This window comes from Methanomassiliicoccales archaeon, assembly GCA_026394375.1.
In the GTDB taxonomy this organism is placed as follows: Archaea; Thermoplasmatota; Thermoplasmata; order Methanomassiliicoccales; family UBA472; genus JAJRAL01.
In genome coordinates, this window is record JAPKYJ010000024.1 from 95,293 (window position 1) to 111,432 (window position 16,140).

At 56.5% G+C, this 16,140-nt stretch carries 20 protein-coding genes and 2 tRNA genes; 8 read left to right on the forward strand and 14 right to left on the reverse strand.

The genetic code is table 11. The features are described 5' to 3' along the window. Positions 1-54: 54 nt before the first annotated feature. Together NT137_06845 and yjjX are read left to right on the forward strand one after the other, a co-directional pair. On the forward strand, positions 55-252 hold the full coding sequence (locus tag NT137_06845) for a DUF2116 family Zn-ribbon domain-containing protein (protein MCX6653051.1): 198 nt from the start codon (positions 55-57) through the stop codon (positions 250-252). Continuing rightward, positions 249-1,223 (forward strand): inosine/xanthosine triphosphatase, encoded by a 975-nt coding sequence (gene yjjX / locus NT137_06850; protein ID MCX6653052.1) that lies wholly within the window; start codon positions 249-251, stop codon positions 1,221-1,223. The genes NT137_06845 and yjjX overlap by 4 nt, the downstream gene beginning before the upstream one ends. On the opposite strand, the gene NT137_06855 is transcribed toward yjjX, so the two are convergent. The 5 genes from NT137_06855 to hmgA form a co-directional block, all read right to left on the reverse strand. Then, positions 1,208-1,444, reverse strand: coding sequence for a hypothetical protein (locus tag NT137_06855; GenBank protein MCX6653053.1), 237 nt, complete (start codon positions 1,442-1,444; stop codon positions 1,208-1,210). The two genes, yjjX and NT137_06855, sit on opposite strands and share 16 nt — an antisense overlap. Position 1,445: 1 nt before the next feature. Beyond that, positions 1,446-1,664 carry a hypothetical protein gene (locus NT137_06860; GenBank protein MCX6653054.1) on the reverse strand — a complete coding sequence of 73 codons (219 nt, stop codon included), beginning with the start codon at positions 1,662-1,664 and terminating at the stop codon, positions 1,446-1,448. 118 nt (positions 1,665-1,782) lie between these two features. Next, positions 1,783-1,872 (reverse strand) — tRNA-Ser (locus tag NT137_06865). 40 nt (positions 1,873-1,912) lie between these two features. Beyond that, complete coding sequence (gene pheT / locus NT137_06870; GenBank protein MCX6653055.1) at positions 1,913-3,568, reverse strand: phenylalanine--tRNA ligase subunit beta; 1,656 nt, start codon at positions 3,566-3,568, stop codon at positions 1,913-1,915. 32 nt (positions 3,569-3,600) lie between these two features. Continuing rightward, positions 3,601-4,749, reverse strand: a complete 1,149-nt coding sequence (gene hmgA / locus NT137_06875) for a hydroxymethylglutaryl-CoA reductase (NADPH) (protein ID MCX6653056.1) — start codon at positions 4,747-4,749, stop codon at positions 3,601-3,603. A 104-nt stretch (positions 4,750-4,853) separates the two neighbouring features. Here hmgA and NT137_06880 point away from each other — a divergent pair. Next, a tRNA-Ile gene (locus NT137_06880) sits at positions 4,854-4,928 on the forward strand. A 249-nt stretch (positions 4,929-5,177) separates the two neighbouring features. Then, positions 5,178-6,524, forward strand: coding sequence for a hypothetical protein (locus tag NT137_06885; GenBank protein ID MCX6653057.1), 1,347 nt, complete (start codon positions 5,178-5,180; stop codon positions 6,522-6,524). 293 nt (positions 6,525-6,817) lie between these two features. Here the strand turns inward: NT137_06885 and NT137_06890 are convergent, their stop codons facing one another. The 3 genes from NT137_06890 to NT137_06900 form a co-directional block, all read right to left on the reverse strand. After that, complete coding sequence (locus NT137_06890; protein ID MCX6653058.1) at positions 6,818-7,075, reverse strand: tautomerase family protein; 258 nt, start codon at positions 7,073-7,075, stop codon at positions 6,818-6,820. Positions 7,076-7,427: 352 nt separating this feature from the next. Continuing rightward, complete coding sequence (locus NT137_06895) at positions 7,428-7,706, reverse strand: SemiSWEET transporter (protein MCX6653059.1); 279 nt, start codon at positions 7,704-7,706, stop codon at positions 7,428-7,430. A gap of 92 nt (positions 7,707-7,798) precedes the next feature. Then, the gene (locus NT137_06900; protein MCX6653060.1) at positions 7,799-8,278 is read right to left on the reverse strand and encodes a GNAT family N-acetyltransferase; all 480 of its coding nucleotides are present in this window, start codon (positions 8,276-8,278) and stop codon (positions 7,799-7,801) included. A gap of 212 nt (positions 8,279-8,490) precedes the next feature. Here NT137_06900 and NT137_06905 point away from each other — a divergent pair, with 212 nt between their 5' ends. Next, positions 8,491-9,057 carry a DUF998 domain-containing protein gene (locus tag NT137_06905; GenBank protein MCX6653061.1) on the forward strand — a complete coding sequence of 189 codons (567 nt, stop codon included), beginning with the start codon at positions 8,491-8,493 and terminating at the stop codon, positions 9,055-9,057. 2 nt (positions 9,058-9,059) lie between these two features. Beyond that, positions 9,060-10,511 (forward strand): polyphosphate:AMP phosphotransferase, encoded by a 1,452-nt coding sequence (gene pap, locus NT137_06910; GenBank protein ID MCX6653062.1) that lies wholly within the window; start codon positions 9,060-9,062, stop codon positions 10,509-10,511. A gap of 76 nt (positions 10,512-10,587) precedes the next feature. On the opposite strand, the gene NT137_06915 is transcribed toward pap, so the two are convergent. From NT137_06915 to NT137_06925, 3 genes are all read right to left on the reverse strand, one after another. After that, positions 10,588-10,887: a hypothetical protein gene (locus tag NT137_06915; GenBank protein ID MCX6653063.1), complete on the reverse strand. Its 300-nt coding sequence runs from the start codon at positions 10,885-10,887 to the stop codon at positions 10,588-10,590. 126 nt (positions 10,888-11,013) lie between these two features. Then, complete coding sequence (locus tag NT137_06920; protein MCX6653064.1) at positions 11,014-12,018, reverse strand: EF-Tu/IF-2/RF-3 family GTPase; 1,005 nt, start codon at positions 12,016-12,018, stop codon at positions 11,014-11,016. A gap of 111 nt (positions 12,019-12,129) precedes the next feature. After that, a complete protein-coding gene (locus NT137_06925) occupies positions 12,130-12,846 on the reverse strand; it encodes a DNA alkylation repair protein (GenBank protein ID MCX6653065.1) in 717 nt (238 codons plus the stop codon). 174 nt (positions 12,847-13,020) lie between these two features. Here NT137_06925 and NT137_06930 point away from each other — a divergent pair, with 174 nt between their 5' ends. Both NT137_06930 and NT137_06935 read left to right on the forward strand, forming a co-directional pair. Beyond that, complete coding sequence (locus tag NT137_06930) at positions 13,021-13,293, forward strand: redoxin domain-containing protein (GenBank protein ID MCX6653066.1); 273 nt, start codon at positions 13,021-13,023, stop codon at positions 13,291-13,293. Between the two features lie 24 nt (positions 13,294-13,317). Continuing rightward, complete coding sequence (locus tag NT137_06935) at positions 13,318-13,686, forward strand: hypothetical protein (protein MCX6653067.1); 369 nt, start codon at positions 13,318-13,320, stop codon at positions 13,684-13,686. An 83-nt stretch (positions 13,687-13,769) separates the two neighbouring features. Here the strand turns inward: NT137_06935 and NT137_06940 are convergent, their stop codons facing one another. The 3 genes from NT137_06940 to NT137_06950 are packed head-to-tail and all read right to left on the reverse strand — an operon-like array spanning position 13,770 to position 16,139. Then, positions 13,770-14,366: a hypothetical protein gene (locus tag NT137_06940; GenBank protein ID MCX6653068.1), complete on the reverse strand. Its 597-nt coding sequence runs from the start codon at positions 14,364-14,366 to the stop codon at positions 13,770-13,772. Continuing rightward, positions 14,366-15,394 (reverse strand): hypothetical protein, encoded by a 1,029-nt coding sequence (locus NT137_06945; GenBank protein MCX6653069.1) that lies wholly within the window; start codon positions 15,392-15,394, stop codon positions 14,366-14,368. The genes NT137_06940 and NT137_06945 overlap by 1 nt, the downstream gene beginning before the upstream one ends. A gap of 1 nt (position 15,395) precedes the next feature. Further along, a complete protein-coding gene (locus NT137_06950) occupies positions 15,396-16,139 on the reverse strand; it encodes a zinc ribbon domain-containing protein (GenBank protein ID MCX6653070.1) in 744 nt (247 codons plus the stop codon). Position 16,140 lies beyond the last annotated feature (1 nt).

A 16,140-nucleotide genomic window follows, 5' to 3' on the forward strand; every position in this document is an offset into this window, starting at 1 on the left:
CTCCGATGCTGGAGAAAGAAGCCTTTTATGGCCTGAAGCGATTAGGCGTCTCGGATGACGGAGAAGATACCGCAGCACAAACATTGTCGCCAGTGTGGCAAGGCCTTCATCGGCAAGGAGAACTTCTGTTCCGTTGAGTGCACGGGCACCTCGGACGCCCAGATGAAGAAGAAGAAACGGCAGCTGCTCATGCTCTATGTCTTCAGCTTCATGATCCTGATCCTCATGATAGTCTTCATAGGGCTCAGATGATCTATATGAAAGTGGGCGTTGGCGGCACGTTCGATGTCCTGCACCGCGGGCATAGGGCGCTGCTGGACAAGGCTTTCGAGGTTGGCGACGAGGTGGCGATCGGGCTTACGTCCGATGCCTATACCTCCCGGCACAAGGCCAGGTCATCACCGCTGGAGAAGCGCATGCTGGCGGTGCAGGAGTACGCTGCCACAAAAGGCAAGCCTTTCACCGTGCAACCGATAGACGAACCTCAAGGCACGCTGCTCTCCGATCCCACATTGCAGGGCTTGGTGGTCTCGCCCGAAACATATAAAGAGGCTGACCGGCTGGCAAAGGAAAGGACGGCATTGGGAATGCCCCCTCTGCGCGTCTTCCGGGTGGAGTACGTCCTGGCCGATGATTGCGTGCCGATATCTTCCACTCGCATCCTCGAGGGAGAGGTGGACGAGAACGGGAGGATGCTGCGGCCGATGCGCATCGCCGTTGGATCGGAGAACCCCGTCAAAGTGCATGCGGTGGAGAACGTCATGCGCCGCATCTACGGCGAGGTGAAGATGTATCCGTTGCGCGTTTCTGCCTCCGTTCCAGCTGAGCCCTGGGGGGAAGAGGTCGAAAGAGGAGCGGTGGAGAGAGCTCGTCGCTGCCTAGGCCGGAACGACTACGGAGTAGGCGTGGAAGCGGGCATTTTCGAGCATGAGGGAGAGCTGTATGACGTGCAGTTCTGCGCCGTGGCCGACAAGATGGATAGGGTGACGATCGGCCATGGGTCGGGATTCTGCTATCCTCCAAAGGTCGCCGCGCTCCTGCGCCATGGAAGCACGATAGGCGAGGCGTTCCAAAACCTCTATGGCCAGGAACGCACTGGGCGAGGGGTAGGGGCGATAGGCTACCTCACTCACGGCCTTCTGCCGAGGTCAGAACTCACCGAGCAGGCGGTGGTGGCCGCCATGGTCCCCCGGATAAGAAAGGAGCTCTATTTCGAAGGCTGAGCGCCCTTCTGTCTCCGATCGACGAACTGCATGTAGTCCTCGAACGACCCACAGTTGCCGATCCCGATGCATTCGAAGCGACGGAACTTGCGACAGTAGAAGCCTTGCTCGTTGAACTCGCATACCGTCGTCTTCTCCGCCGTGCACATCTCCTTGATGCATCCGAATCCGTTGTAGGGGCCTTTGCACTTGCCTTCCAAATCCAGGTAGGTGCATTCCATGCTAAGGCCTCCATTGCGACTGCTTGTAGTTGGTGAGGTGCTGCATGTATCCCTCCACCGTGGTGCAGTTCTCCTTTCCCGCGCAGTAGAAGCGCTGGTACTTGGCACAATATAGACCGAACCACTGCTCCCGGTCGCAGTCATGGTGGTGTCGGCGCTCACCTGGCTCGTGAGAGATCATCGAGCAAGATTCCTCGCCCACGCAATGCTTCGCGTCCACGGACCTATGCGCGCAATAGACCCCACGGTAACGGTACCTGCACGTGACGACCCCATCCCAGCCAGCTAAGGCAGATGAGTATTGGGCCGACCGCATATAAATCTAGCGAAGGAAATGCTGGCGCCGAGGGGGAGATTCGAACTCCCGTGGTGCAGAGCACCACCGGCTCTCAAGGCCGGCGCCGTGATCCGGGCTTAGCTACCTCGGCTCGAGCGCACGATGTGCTTCTCGGTATAAGAGAGAAGCGCTCACACGATCCTTTCCAGCTTCCCTTCCAGGGCCTTCTCCAGGTCCAGCTCGAATCCCACGATGGGGTATCCAAGCTCCGCGCGGACGATGACCTCGGGATGCAGTTCTCCGAAATGCCCGATCGGTTCTCCGCGGACGTATACCTGGGCTGCCCTCCCCTCGATGTACGTCGGCAGGCTGCAAGGTTCCAAAGAGAACTCCAGCGCCATATCTCTCATGATGCCCTCCAGCAGGGATTTCATCTCCGTGAACGAGGCCTTGGAATGAATGGCCACGGCGGCCAGCTTGCGCCTTCTGGCCGTTCCTACGAGAACATCGCCCACCTCGAAGATGCGCTGCGGCAGGTCCCGGTGCTTGCTCTTCCTCAGCACCGCCAGCAGCGAAGGCATGAGGTTGATCCTCAGGCAGGTGTGGTCCTCGCTGATGGGGTTGAGCACTTCCACCACTTCCGCCCTGGGCAGGCGCATGCCCTCGAACTGCTCTTTTTCGCTCGATAATGTCAGGGTGGTGACCTCGTAGTAGCCATAGCCGACCATCATCTGGCGCACCAGGTCGGAGATGCGCTCTATCCTTCGCTCAGCGCCAAGGGAGTGCACCTCCGGTCGCTTGCTGCCGAACTTGGCGTAGCCGTAGCCCTTGGCCACGTCCTCGACCAGGTCCACGGGATGCAGGATGTCCGTGCGAGTGGCGGGGACCTGCACCTTCAGCTTCTTCTTCAATGGCTTGGCGGCGTATCCCATGCGCTCCAGGCAGGCGGCCGTCTCTTGGGTGGTGAGGTTCAATCCCAGCCATTGATTGCAGTAGCTCTGTTCCAGGTCCCACTTCGCCGGTTTCAGGTTGGGCGTGGTGATGCGCGTCATGCCCGTCAAACGGACGCTCTGGATGATCCCTCCCCGCTCGGCCAACATCGTGGCCACGATATTCAAGGCACCCGAGACGGCATTGTGGTCGGTGCCAGTCACGTCGATGAAGAAGTTCTGCGTCTTTTCGGTCACGGCCGTGAGCGTGCCGTTGATGATGGGCGGGAAGGAGAGCACGTTCTTGTTCTTGTCCAGGATGATCGGGTACTTGTCCTTCCCTTCCAGGATGAAGGCGTAGTCGATGCCTTTCTCGTGCTTCTGCAGGATCTCCCGCAAATTCATCCTTTCCTCCTTGGCCAGAGGCACGAAGGAGATGGATTCTGGGATCACAGCCTTGTAAACGAACGGCGGGGTGACCCTGTCCAGGTCGTGGATGCCGATGGATACCTTCTCCCTTTTCCTTCCCATGGTCAGATGCAGCTTCTCCTGCACCTCCATCAGGGAGCGGATTAGGTAATCGTTCATCGTCACGCCACGTACCACGCCCGCAACGGCGAACGGGCGCACTTCTCGCACGGACGGATCGATGCGCATGCTGATGCCAGACTTCTCCACTGGGTAGGTCTTCAGTCCTCGTTCGAAGCCCAGGAACGTTCGCAGAGCGCGCGCCACCCCTTCCACCGAGAAAAGGTCCGGCCGGTCGGGGAAGAACTCGATGCCCATCTCCTCCCCCACCTCGTCGTAATGGTGGAAGTCCGCGCCCATCATGGGAATGGTGTCGATGAGCTCCTGCGGAGGCACCTCCTTTCCTAGGAGGGAGACCAGGTCCCGGTAGTTGAAAGTGATGACTGGCATGGTTTCACGCCATCCCCTTGAGCGTATTTATATTATCTGCCAAGTGCCTGGTGCGCACTGGCCAGCTGACCGGTGGCTTGAGCGGCAAGCGTGGAAAGCTCGCCTGCCAGGACCACGGCGGCCACGATCTCCGCGAATTTCTTCGCTTTGCCGGTTCCCAGGCAATTCATGATGGAGAGCGCTTCGCTCTGGCATGGCAGCTTCGTTCCTCCTCCCACCGTTCCCACTTCTAGGGAGGGAAGCCGGACCGAGATGTACAGGTCGCCGTCCACGACCTCGGCGCTGGTCAAGCCCATGCTCCCTTCGACCACCTGGGCCGGATCTTGCCCGGTGGCGATGTATACTGCCGCCAGCATGTTCGCCACGTGAGCGTTGAAGCCGTAGGCGAGGGACATGGCGCTGCCCATCATGACCTTGCGATAAGCCACCTCGGCCACCATCTCCGGGGTGGTCTTGAGCTTGTCTTCGACCACCTGGCGTGACAGTCGAGCATCGGCCAATACCAACTTTCCACGTCCAAGGATGTAGTTGACCGCCGAGGGCTTTTTGTCCACGCAGAAGTTGCCGGAGACGGAGATGAGCTTGGCCCCCGTGCCCTCTTCAATCAGTCTCGAAGCAAGATCGGTGGCTATGGTGGCCATGTTCATGCCCATGGCATCTCCAGTATCGTAGCCGAATCTGACATATAGACTACGACCAGCGGCGAATGGCTTGGCGTACAGGAGCTTGCCATGCTTGGTGGTCGATTCCGCCGTTCGCTTGATCTCCTCGAAATGGGAGTCGATCCAGGCAGCGACCTCTCGGCTATGGCGTATGTCCCTCACTCTGAAAACCGGAGCGCGGGTCATCTCGTCCTTGATGATGATGACGTTCACCCCGCCCGCCGCCGTGAGCGCGGAGCAGCCCCGGTTGACGGTCGCCAGCAGAGCGCCTTCGGTGGTGGCCATGGGCACCAGGAACTCGCCTTTGGCATGGTCGCCGTTCACCCTTATCGGCCCGGCGAAGCCCAATGGCACCTGAACTGTGCCGATCATGTTCTCGATGTTGCGCTCGGCCAGCTCGGGTTCGAACGTATAGGAGGAGATGCAGTCGAGCTTGCAGCCCGAATGCTCTTCCACCGCCTTCCTGCGCTCCTCGACGTCCGCCCTCGTCTTGCCCCGATTCTTCAAGCCGCCGGTCATTCCTATCCCGTGCGACATTGAACTGGTTGGTAATAAGCGTGGCGAGCCTCAGCCACACGCTGACAAAACCTTTAAGTGGACTCAGGTATTCCTCCGCTTCACTGGGGCCCATAGCTTAGCCTGGTTGGAGCGCCCGGCTGATAACCGGGAGGTCAGGAGTCCAAATCTCCTTGGGCCCACTCTTCCCTCTGGCTAATTTCACTTTGTACCTTTTGGGGTACAATTAGGGACTTTCTATACTGGGCGAGCTTTTGCATCGCCTCGGCCTGATCACTTTCGTATGCTCAGCCTTCGTCTACAACCTCCAGATGAGCCAGGTGAGATGGCCTTAAGAACGGTGACTTTCAACCAAAACGGTCAGGAACAATCGGACTGGACATACCCCAAAGGTTAAGCACCTGAAGCAACTAGAAATTATGGGGAGAACAATGAGCAAAGGACAAGCGGCTGTCCTGGGGCTCCTGATCGCGTTTGCATTATTCGCAGTCCCAGCAACATTTTCTTCCGTAAGCGCAGGCTCTACTTCTGGCATCTCACCGGAGTTCAACGTTGATGAAACCCACCATATGAACCTCACAGGAATTCCACTCGGTACCGTTGTGACCTATCATTGGTATTCGGACGACTATCTGGAGTTCTCATTGAACGGACCCAACGGCTTGATCCATTATTATTATCCTCACACCTACGATGTATCAGAATCTTATGGCTTCGTTGCGGACATACAAGGCAATTATTCGCTCTCTTGGACAAACCACAATATAATGAATACTGCCATCGTAACATATTGGGCAAATTGGTCGACCCCTCAGATCATCCTTTTATCTCCAGTACCAGGTGGTACTGTTCATTCATTGCATCCGGGTTTATCTGGAACATGCGATGCCTATGCTACTACCATAAGGCTCAGCACGGACAATGTAACGTTCACCTCCACGACAAAACAATCGACGAACTGGATAGGTGGAATCACTCTGCAACCTGGAATGAATGACATATATGTAAAAATGAGTTACCAAAGCGGACAATTTTTATTCAATTATACAAGGGTATTTGCTATCAATGCTGGCTTTGGCCTGGACTTTCAGCCAAGCCTTGAGTTGGTCTCACCGGCCCCGGGCAGCATCACTCACGTTCTAAGTCCGACGGTCACTGGAACGTGCGATGATAACGCCACATCAGTCTCGTTGAGCAAGGACAACATCACGTTCGTCAATGCTCAGAAGCAAGGAAGCTCATGGTCCGGATCGATCCATCTTACTTCTGGACAAAATACAGTCTATGCGATGGCGACATATGTCAGAGGCGATTTCTCCTATTCATACTTCAAGCAATTCACAGTCACGACGGGGTTCGGTCTGGACTTCACTCCAAATATCGGTCTGGTGTCACCGAAGGCCGCAAGCACGATCAACGATCTCACCCCTCAGTTGACTGGTATCTGCGATGAGAATGCTTCATGGATCGTCTATAGTCAAGATAATTTCACTTTCTTCTCAACCTTGAAACAAGGACCTAACTGGAGATCCGAGACTCCCGCCCAGTTATCCTCAGGACAGAACACAATCTATGTCAAAGCAACATACCAGCGGGGAGACTTCTGGTACAACTACACCAAGGCTTTCAGCCTAAGTGTTGACACCACATGGATATACCAGAAGAACGGAAGCACTAACCTAGGTATTGGGACTATCGGAGTCATTATCACTGTTATTGCCATTGCTGGCGTTGGCGGATTCATACTGTTCCGTAGGAGTGGAAGAAAGAAGCCTTAGTCAATGGGCCATGCGGATAAGAGGCACTTTTATTAAGGATAGGATAACGTGTTTCAGCTCATCTCTCAGCCTGAGGATTAAGAAGAAGTGGAGGTTTCCATGGGATACACCCCCACTTGCGGGCTCGATGTGGGTCTATTCAGGTTAGGTTACCTCCCCCCTCTCATCATTGTCTCGGTTGAAGGTGCGGTACTGATCCCGGTACTTGATCCGATACATTGCCCGGTTGAGGGGGTGGTTAAAAGGGGGGTTTCGGTTCCGGTCTAAGAAAAGGAAAAAGGGGAATGAGAGATTCAGTGTTGCTTAATAGCTATATGGACCATTCCCTGTTTCACTGCGCCGAGCAATTCTGGCGTGATTGGCACACCATTGTTACCAAAGTCCCCCCACTCAACCTCCCGTATGATACAATATACAAACGGTAGCATGTTCTCCTTAGGATTCGGGCGGGCTTCAATTTCTGCAATCACCTCAGAAACGCGCTTCATCATCTCCAATTTTGCCTCTTTGCTGATGTTTCCCTTTATTAAATCTATTGTTACTACTGGCACCTTTATTCACCTCCCCCTCCCAATGAGGAACTGAATTTTGAATAGAGAACCTACAAATGTAAGTCCCCTTATTAGTAGAAGTTTCCCATTTTTATAGGTTGTTATCAAGAAAAAGGGTAAAAGGTTTGCTTATCTCTCCGGTATCCTCCCGACAAGGGATTCGACAAAAAGGGCCCTTTTCGTTTTATCCAGTGAGGAAAGGCCCTCCAAATCTCCTTGGGCCCACTTCCTCTCACTGGCTCGACCCTCAAAATGCCCTTCTGAGGGCAGACCAGGGCATTCCGATACTGAACAAGACATATCCCCTACCTTCTCCTGACGATGGATTCATCAAGGAAAGATGATCCGATGGCTATTGCGGACCCCCAACGGCAATTCCGCGAAAACGGAGCTTCAGTCCGACAATGGCCAGGTTGAGGGCCAATGCCACCGCGTTCCAGAGGACGATGGGGAGGTCATTAAGACCGATCCCATAGAAAAGCCATAGTAGCATCCCCGCGGCCAAGACCACTGGCATGATGAGGGAGACATCATCCATCTTCCTTGTACGATAGCCCTTGATGATCTGGGGCACGAACCCGGCTGTGGTGAGGGACCCGGCAAGAAGACCCATTGAGAGCAAAGCATCCATGGGACACGGATGGTCTGCCGGATAGAAGTGCTCTTCTTCGCTCTTGTAAAAGGTAGTTCCATTCTGGGCGGGGCTGATGAGGCAGTTACCCCTCAGCCGATGCGCTTCCTCATGTTCAAGCTTCCCACCTCGAAGCCTGAGTCCTGATAGAGGCGCATGGCCACGGGATTGTGCGCGAACACGTGTAGATAGAGCGTGCGCAGGCCGAGCTCTCTAGCCTTCACCTCGATCGCTGACATGATCGCCTTGCCGTATCCCTTGTTCCGGAATTCCTCGTACACGAAAACGTCATAGATGAAGCCGGAAGGAACGGGACCGGACCGGTCCACCTTGAGCCAGATCGAGCCTACTGAAACGCCAGTACTCTCATGCCTTACCACCAGGACGTGGTGATCGGGCGTCTTCAGCCCTTCTGGCAATAGCCTCGTATTCTCGGCCTCCGATCTCTGAAGGGAATCCTCCAGGTACCAGTATCCAGCCTTCACGTTCTCCTGGGCATATCGTTCGATGCTCTGGCGTCGGAAATCCTGGAATTCCGCCTCGGTCATGTCGTCGAACCTGACGCGCTGCAATGCATGCCTCCTTTTCCCATTTGCTTGCTCCTTATCCAGATGGGACTACGATGCTTTCAATCTGATTGTTTCGAAATTCATGAGCCTTCAATTCGGGCCTTGTGCGGAAAGAAGGCAAGAAATTTAGACGCGATTTGATGACAAGAATCAATCGGAAGTCATTTGTCTTTTTCCGGGCATGTCGGTCCATGCGATATATCCGAGATCCCAACTTGTACCTTCTCCTAGGGTTGATGCAGTTCGCCATTTTTCTATTGGTGGCGGAGTTCCTCTCTCCGGACTACAGCGTCTCCAAGAACATGATCAGTGATCTGGGGGTCGGTCCTGAGCCATCGAGGACCATCTTCACCCTTTCCATCATCGCCTTCGGGTTGTTCTCATTGACCGCCGGCCTCCTATATTTGAGAGGCATGGGCAAAGCGCTCTTTCCAGTGTTCATCATCATCGCCGGGGTCGGAGGCATCGGCGTGGGCGTGTGCAATGAGAACACTGGCGCTCCTCATGTTTTGTTCGCTTTCTTGGCCTTCTTCTTCTCCGCCCTGGCCGCCCTGTGGTCCTACCGGCTCCTTACACACCCACTGTCGCTGATCTCGATGCTCCTGGGATTCGTGAGCGTCCTGGCCCTGATCTTGACGGCCTTGCATACGGACCTGGGGCTCGGTCCTGGAGGCATGGAGAGGCTCGTTTTCTATCCTGTGCTGCTCTGGGGCCTCAGCTTCGCTGGTAATAGAATGCAGACCGAGTCCGCGGCCGAGAGACTCAAAGAGAAAAGAGGCTAGGAATGCTCGAGAAACTGGATCTGTCCAAGGAAATGGGACAGGAGGAGTATCGAAAGGAGCATGAGGCGTTGAGACTACAGCTGGGCGAAGTGCAACGAGCGGCCCGCGACGCGCGGCTGCCCATCATCCTGGTCTTCGAAGGTTGGGGACCAAGAGAAGTAGCTAGGACCATTAATCGATTCGTCGTGGCCTTGGACCCTCGAGGCTTCGACTACCATTTCATCGATGAACCAGGGAAGGAGGAGAAGGAGCGGCCTTTCTGGTATCGCTTCTATCTGCGGACGCCGGAGAAAGGCAGGATCGCTCTCTTCGACGGCAGCTGGTATGGACGGGCGCTGCAGGAGCGAGAGGGAGAAGCCGAATTGCGACGGACGGCCGCCGAGATCGCCAGCTTCGAGAGGCAGCTGGCGGAGGATGGCGCTCTCATCGTCAAGCTCTTCCTGCACATGAGCGAGGAAAGGGTGAAAGAGGATAAAGACGGAGGATGCGAGGCTCTAGATTCGACATCCAAGCTCGGTAGGCATTATTCACAGCACTTGGCCAGGTTCGAGAAGCTTCTCCGTGAGACAGACAATAGCTTTGCTCCTTGGACGATGGTCGAGGCAGACGACCGGCACCACGCGACCATTAAGTCGATGCGGACCTTCGTGAGCTCGGTCCGAAAGGGCCTGAGCGAGAAGCGACCTGAAGGCAACTTGAAAGGTCCCGATGCTGCGGATAAGAGAGACTGGAGAAAGCATAGCCCTCGGACAAAAATGGATCTTCAGCAGTCTGTGTCCGACGAGGATTACAAGGAGGTCCTCGATGACCTGCAGAAGAAAATGGGGGAGGTGCAGTGTCAGCTGTTCAAGCAGAAGCGGTCGCTCGTGGTCCTCTTCGAAGGTTGGGACGCAGCCGGAAAAGGAGGGGACATCCAGAGACTGGCTCAAGCACTGAACCCCCGTGCCTATAGGGTGGTGCCGGTCTTCGCCCCCACGGAGGAGCAGAAGGCGCATCACTATCTGCACCGCTTCATCGACGGGTTGCCCAGCCAAGGGCAGATGAGCATCTTCGACCGCAGTTGGTACGGAAGGGTGCTGGTGGAGAGGGTGGAGGGATTCTGCAGCGCCGCCGAATGGTCCCGCGCCTACCGGGAGGTCAACGAGTTCGAAAGCATGCTGGTGGACGACGATGTGGCGTTGGTGAAGCTCTGGCTCGAGGTGGACCAAGAGGAGCAGCTTCGCCGCTTCCGCGAACGAGAGCAGGATCCGACCAAGGAATGGAAGATCACTCCTGAGGACTGGCGCAACCGCTCGAAATGGAGAGAGTACGAGGAGGCGGTGGACGAAATGCTGGTGCGCACCTCCACAGCGCAAGCTCGATGGAACGTTATCCCTTCGAACGACAAACACATCTCACGCCTCCAGGTCCTGCGCACCGTCATCTCCGGCGCGGAGGCCGCTTTGGAGGAATAAGCGCTCCTTGAACCCCTTCGACAACTCATTTCCGTTTTTCGTCCTGGATCAAGAAAGGCGGGACTCCGCTACCTGGTCAAAGCCGGAATACCCGCTCCAGCCCTTTCTCGACCTCTGGCCAAGAACCGCACTCCAGGACGTCGTCCGTGACCGGCGTGGTCCTGTCCACGCAATAGGCGTTCTCCGGCGGGTCGCTCTCGAAATGGATGACCAACAGGCGAAAACCACCGACCTCGATCCTCTTGGCCTTCGGACTAGCTACGACCGATGCACCGTATCCGTTAGGGAAGCGGTAGATCTTGTGTATCCTCTTCCCGTCCATGCAGCCGCAGGCGCATTTGGCGTTCAGGTCGACGATGTACTTCTCGAAATCCACATGATCACCTCCGGTCCGTTCGGTTCAAGGTAGCATGAGCTCTTGAATCATTTGTCTGTTTCTGTTGGACGATTCCCTATTCCATGGCTCTTGAACCAGGCGAGCCCAGCGCACCAATAGTTCGTCCTATGCGAGCTCGACCGTGCCCACGATCCTCAATTTTCCACCTTCCATGTGCATGAGCACCCCCCTTGCGCCGGGAGGATGAACGACCTCCTTCTCCAGGGAGAGTTCTAGCATCGGCCGTCGCCAGTCAGCTCCGTTCTCGACCCCGACCACCCGGGCGGGTATGAACTGCATCCAATGTCCGAGATGGACCACCATGCCCTCTTTGAGCGGCGTGGGCCAGAAGCGTATCAGCTCCGCTTTTCCTTTTATCATGAGGTCGCATCTCATGTCCGATTGATTGGTGAGCACGAACCCTCTGTCGAGTTCGTCCGAGTCCACGCCCTTCAATGACAATCCCACTCTGTCTCCGCTAACGGCCATCTCGAAATCGTCTTCGTGCTTCTGGACCGATCGCACCAGAGTCTCCTTCTTTCCAGGTAGGGCTTTGAGCGTATCGTGCTTGCGTATCTCCCCGCGCGCCACCAACCCCAGGACGACCGTGCCGACGCCCTTCACATTGAAACAATGGTCGATGGGGACGGAACCACCGGCCGACGACGGAGCTGGGGCGGTCGCTTTTCCCGCTTCATCTAATAACCATTCGCGCAGTTTCACGAGGTCGCCATCAACATAAGCATAGTTCTCCGCCACCGTGCCCTTGATCATCGGTGCCAGCTGCTCCTTGGTGAGGAAGTTGCGCAGAAGTATCAGGCCACGATGGCGCTGTAGCACGTCCAGCATGAGGAGCGATTCGCCGAACTGGGCGTTTATCTGATCGACCACCAGCAGAGCCATGTCAGCGATGGCGCAAGTGTAGTACAACGGTGCAAGGCGCTCCGGATACATGGTCGCCTCGATGAAGCTGACCGTGTCCTCCCCCCTCTTCACATCGTAGAGGGTGATGTCGCTGGATGTGCCCTTCTTCCCCAGGTCCTTGGCGAAGTCCACCGGTCCGATGACCGCCACGCTCAGGTTAGGCATCAGGCCTGCTATCGCTGCCTGGCTCTTGAGCTCTTCGGTCAACGGAAAGAGCGAGATTCATCGATGACTTCTTGTCCCTGAAACATAAAGAGTACAGATGAACCGACTCAAGTCAAGGGCGTGAAGAGGGAGCTGGAAGTGGGATCGAGGGTATTAGGACAATTGGCACTGTTGCCGGGGAGCTCGCTCCCTTAGGCGCCTGGAAATGCTCTCGCTCTGCAGCTCTCGGAGAGCATCTGAGGCAATCCATCTGGCGCCCTTCGAGCCGATGGCGGCGATCTTCTTTGCCTCTTCCACTGCCACGGTGTTGAGACGGATATTGCGCTTGCCCACCTGTCTAAGCGCCCAATTGACCGCCTTCCTGACCATTGGACGCTCATCCTTCGCACCCTCCTTGATCAGCGGAAGCAAGGCCCGGAATCGCTCATCCTCTGCCTTCTTGTCGTGAACGGACCTCTGAGCGATAAGTACGAAGCCCGCCCTCTTGACGTACTCTTCCTCGCGGCAGCACCAGTCCGGGATCACTTCCCAGGCATGAGAAGTGCGATCGAAAAGCCAGTTGCAGACGCCATCGCATAGGCCCCAATTGTCGAAGTCCAGGGCCCAGCGCTCCATCTGTTCCCTGGCAACCTTCCTTGGATCGTCCACCATCGCCGCCAGGATGCGCGCCTCGTAGATGCCGCTTTGCCATGGCTCTTCCGCCAGGTCGTGGTCTTTGCCCAGCTCCTTGGCAAGAGCCTTCATGGCCGGCATGGGGATCCCGAGGACGCACTGAGAAACGATCCCGTATCGGGCCATCCCTTCTACGTTCCGTGCATCTGCGTGGGAGCGCAAGGCTCGAATGGCGGATTCCGCTTTCTTCGAGATCATCTCATCGCCTCTTCATGTTTGGTTTCCTAGCTGAGATCACTGAACGTTCCTCTCTGGCGTTGCCTTGTTCAGCAAGGTCTGCTCCAGCTGAAACCGAAACGCCTTGCCAATTCTTAAATAATGCCGCCTCGAATGAAATCAGGCCGCGGTGCTTGGGCATTGCGAGGTGTGAATATGTGTGAGGAAGACGCAAGAATGGGCATTCCCCTTCTGGGTGACAAGTTCCCTGAGGTAGAGGTCCAGACCACCCATGGGATGAAGAAACTGCCTGATGACTACAAGGGCAAATGGTTCGTGCTATTCAGCCACCCCGCTGATTTCACTCCAGTCTGCACCACCGAGTTCTATGCCTTCATGAAGAGGTATGAGAAGTTCCAGAGACTGGATTGCGAGCTCATCGGTCTCTCCATCGACCAGGTGTTCTCGCATATCAAGTGGGTGGAGTGAATCAAGGACAACCTCGATTGCGAGGTGAAGTTCCCCATCATCGCGGACAATGGAGTACTGGCGAAGAAGATGGGCGTGGTCCATCCCGGAAAAGGCTCCAACACGGTCCGGGCGGTCTTCATCATGGACGACAAGTCGATAATACGCGCCATGATCTACTATCCACAGGAAGTGGGAAGGAGCATCGATGAGGTGGTCCGGGCCTTGGAGGCGCTGCAGACCTCGGATGCCAAGAAGGTCTCCATGCCTGAGGGATGGCCAAGGAACGAACTCATCGGGGACGAGGTCATCGTGCCTCCGCCACGGGACGTCAAGAACGCCATGGAGAAGAAGAAGGGCCCGAACTGCTACGACTGGTGGTTCTGTCACAAGAAGCTCGGGGGCCGAGTGTAGTCCGACGGGACCCATCCATCTTTTGCCTAGCCAGGGACACCCTGGCACTTTTCTCATCTTTCATCTGGAGTGCCTGAGATCCATCAGAATCCAGGCACGAGACCGGACACCGAGGTGAAGAACGGTAGGTAGACGATTCGAGCATCTCGAACGGTCAAGGTGTAGTCGAGGTCTTGCAGCACGCCAGGCTTCTCAGCCTCCATGGTCACCACGACGAAATCCGCCAGTTCCGCCGCCTCCACCTTTCTTACGGAGGCCGGCAAGCGTGGGACGTTGCCGAAGTCCAGACGAGAGGCATAGCGCGGAGGGTTGGCGGTCATCATCGTGGCCAGCCTTCGGAACGTTCCGGGATCGAACTCCCCCGCGGGCACGAAGACGAAGATATCCCCACTGTTCTCCTGTGGACCTCCCCTGACCCAGTTGGAGAGCTTGAAAGCCGTTCCTCCGGAACTGGAGATGTGATTGATCACGAAATTGCAGTAGAGCCTCCAGAAAGGGACGTAGACACGGTTCTCGAGCGGCGCACCCTTGGCGAAATCACCTATCTCAAAGTCCACCAATTGTACTCCACCGTCCCGTATGTGCATCGTGCGGCAGTTCTCGCAATAGAAGAGACGGTCCCTGACCTTCATCTGGATGGGGTTCTGGCAAGAAGGGCACTTCACCTGCACAACGCGCATCAGATATTCCCCCCGAACTGTCCGCCCAACTGTCTAGCCACATCCTTCAGGTCCTTTGTCGAATCACCGCTTCCGTTCTGACGGTCCGAGAACTCGCCCTCGATTATCTCCGATCCGTGGCGGAAGAAGCGATAGGTGAGATAGAGCACGCCCGCTCCCAGGATGATACCTCCGATTGCGAGATAAACTGAGTCCTGGCTTGCAGAAAAGGCCGCCAGGAGCAATCCTCCTGCGGAAGCGATGCCCCCCACGGCCGAACCGGCCGTGATGGCCAAGCTCTGGAACAACGGGTCTCCAGGAGCGCGGCCGGAGAGCAGCTCCCCTGTCACCCCGTCCACGGTGTCCATGTACATGCGCTTGCGATACGAGTAGCGCATCACCCATATCGGATAGTAGATGATGGAGATGGATTTGGGGAAGGCGTGCAGGCGCTCGAAGGTGATGTGCGGCACGTGGGCGTTGGAACGGCCCCATTCGATGGCCGCTTCCTTGGCGTCCTTCATGGCATCGTCCTTGCTGGTGGTGGTCTCGAAGGTGGGGATGAGGTCGAAATCGGCCAACGCCCGCTCACCTTTGAAGTTCTTCAAGGTCTTGATGCCCAGGTCGCCTGGGTCGCAGGCGATGGCCGAGTAGCGATAGTCGCTCAGGACCATGATCTCCTTGGGCACCTTTTCCACATATACTTGACCTTTCGGTCCGGTGTGCCTCCTCTCCTCATAGCCGCACACCCAGCCCGCGATCCTGGCCGTGGAGGACCAGAACGGGAGGTAGATGGGGTAGACCTCATCGGTCTTGCCCGTGCGCTTCAGGTCCCGAGCCTTCCAGCCCCGCTTCCACCAGGACTCGGAGGTTTGGATGGCGTTCTCGCGGGTGAGCTTGTTCTTGAAAGCGATGGTCTGCACGCCTCTGTCGCCCTCCACGAAGAGGGTGGAGCCGCAATACTGACAGTTGATCGTGTCCTCCCCTTCGTCCATGCTCAGAGCGCCTCCGCAGGCGGGGCAGCTCAGTCCCACTGACATCTCGGCCATATCACATCCTCCACGCGACCAAGAGGGAGCTCACGAACACGCCCACCAAGGTGATGCCCATGAGCAGTGCCGCCAGTCCGAAGGATACGGTGGTAAGCAGGGTCTCCGCGAAGAAAGCTCCGAAGCCCACGACCGCCACGGCCGTGTAGGGGGCGGAACCCCTTCCAGGATAGGAGGCGGCGAACACCTCGCCCGATGAGCCGTCCAAGACCACTTCGTATCTCTTGCCATTGAAGACGTAGTCAAGCTTCCAGATGGGGAAGTACACCAGTGCCTGCTCTCTCGGCTTGCCCGGCAAGGACTCGAGATAGGACACCATTTCGATATCTGGCTTGATGAGTTCCACTCCTCCCAAGTCGTATTTGGAGTCGAAGATCTTCATGTCTCCGCCCACGACCTTCAGGTTGTGCAATCCAGGCAGGGTGGTGGAACCAGCGGGCTCCACCTTGACCTCCTCCTTGCCGTCCACGTCTCGTTTGAAATAGTAGACGGGGAAGTACTGGCGCTTTACTCCAGCCAGCTGCGCCAATCGGTCCAGGTTCTTGGCCTTGGTGCTGCCCGCCGCCCATCGTCTGAACACGCCCACGGCGTCGTTCTCCTGCACCATGAACGGGATGATGTAGTAGAACCCGGCACCTGAGCGATCGATGTAGATCTGGCTCGAGCAGTATGAGCACTTGACGAACTTGCTCCCCGCTTCGAACTCCACCTTGGCATTGCACTTCGGGCATTGGACTGAGGCCATC

What these genes read in the sequence shown, in the direction of transcription:
- NT137_06885 (MCX6653057.1), top strand. Translation starts at nt 5,178, where the DNA reads ATGAGCAAAGGACAAGCGGCTGTCCTGGGGCTCCTGATCGCGTTTGCA.
- NT137_06925 (MCX6653065.1), bottom strand. Translation starts at nt 12,846, where the DNA reads ATGATCTCGAAGAAAGCGGAATCCGCCATTCGAGCCTTGCGCTCCCAC.
- yjjX (MCX6653052.1), top strand. Translation starts at nt 249, where the DNA reads ATGATCTATATGAAAGTGGGCGTTGGCGGCACGTTCGATGTCCTGCAC.
- NT137_06950 (MCX6653070.1), bottom strand. Translation starts at nt 16,139, where the DNA reads ATGGCCTCAGTCCAATGCCCGAAGTGCAATGCCAAGGTGGAGTTCGAA.
- NT137_06930 (MCX6653066.1), top strand. Translation starts at nt 13,021, where the DNA reads ATGTGTGAGGAAGACGCAAGAATGGGCATTCCCCTTCTGGGTGACAAG.
- NT137_06845 (MCX6653051.1), top strand. Translation starts at nt 55, where the DNA reads ATGACGGAGAAGATACCGCAGCACAAACATTGTCGCCAGTGTGGCAAG.
- NT137_06895 (MCX6653059.1), bottom strand. Translation starts at nt 7,706, where the DNA reads ATGGATGCTTTGCTCTCAATGGGTCTTCTTGCCGGGTCCCTCACCACA.
- NT137_06940 (MCX6653068.1), bottom strand. Translation starts at nt 14,366, where the DNA reads ATGCGCGTTGTGCAGGTGAAGTGCCCTTCTTGCCAGAACCCCATCCAG.
- pap (MCX6653062.1), top strand. Translation starts at nt 9,060, where the DNA reads ATGCTCGAGAAACTGGATCTGTCCAAGGAAATGGGACAGGAGGAGTAT.
- pheT (MCX6653055.1), bottom strand. Translation starts at nt 3,568, where the DNA reads ATGCCAGTCATCACTTTCAACTACCGGGACCTGGTCTCCCTCCTAGGA.
- NT137_06855 (MCX6653053.1), bottom strand. Translation starts at nt 1,444, where the DNA reads ATGGAATGCACCTACCTGGATTTGGAAGGCAAGTGCAAAGGCCCCTAC.
- NT137_06945 (MCX6653069.1), bottom strand. Translation starts at nt 15,394, where the DNA reads ATGGCCGAGATGTCAGTGGGACTGAGCTGCCCCGCCTGCGGAGGCGCT.
- hmgA (MCX6653056.1), bottom strand. Translation starts at nt 4,749, where the DNA reads ATGACCGGCGGCTTGAAGAATCGGGGCAAGACGAGGGCGGACGTCGAG.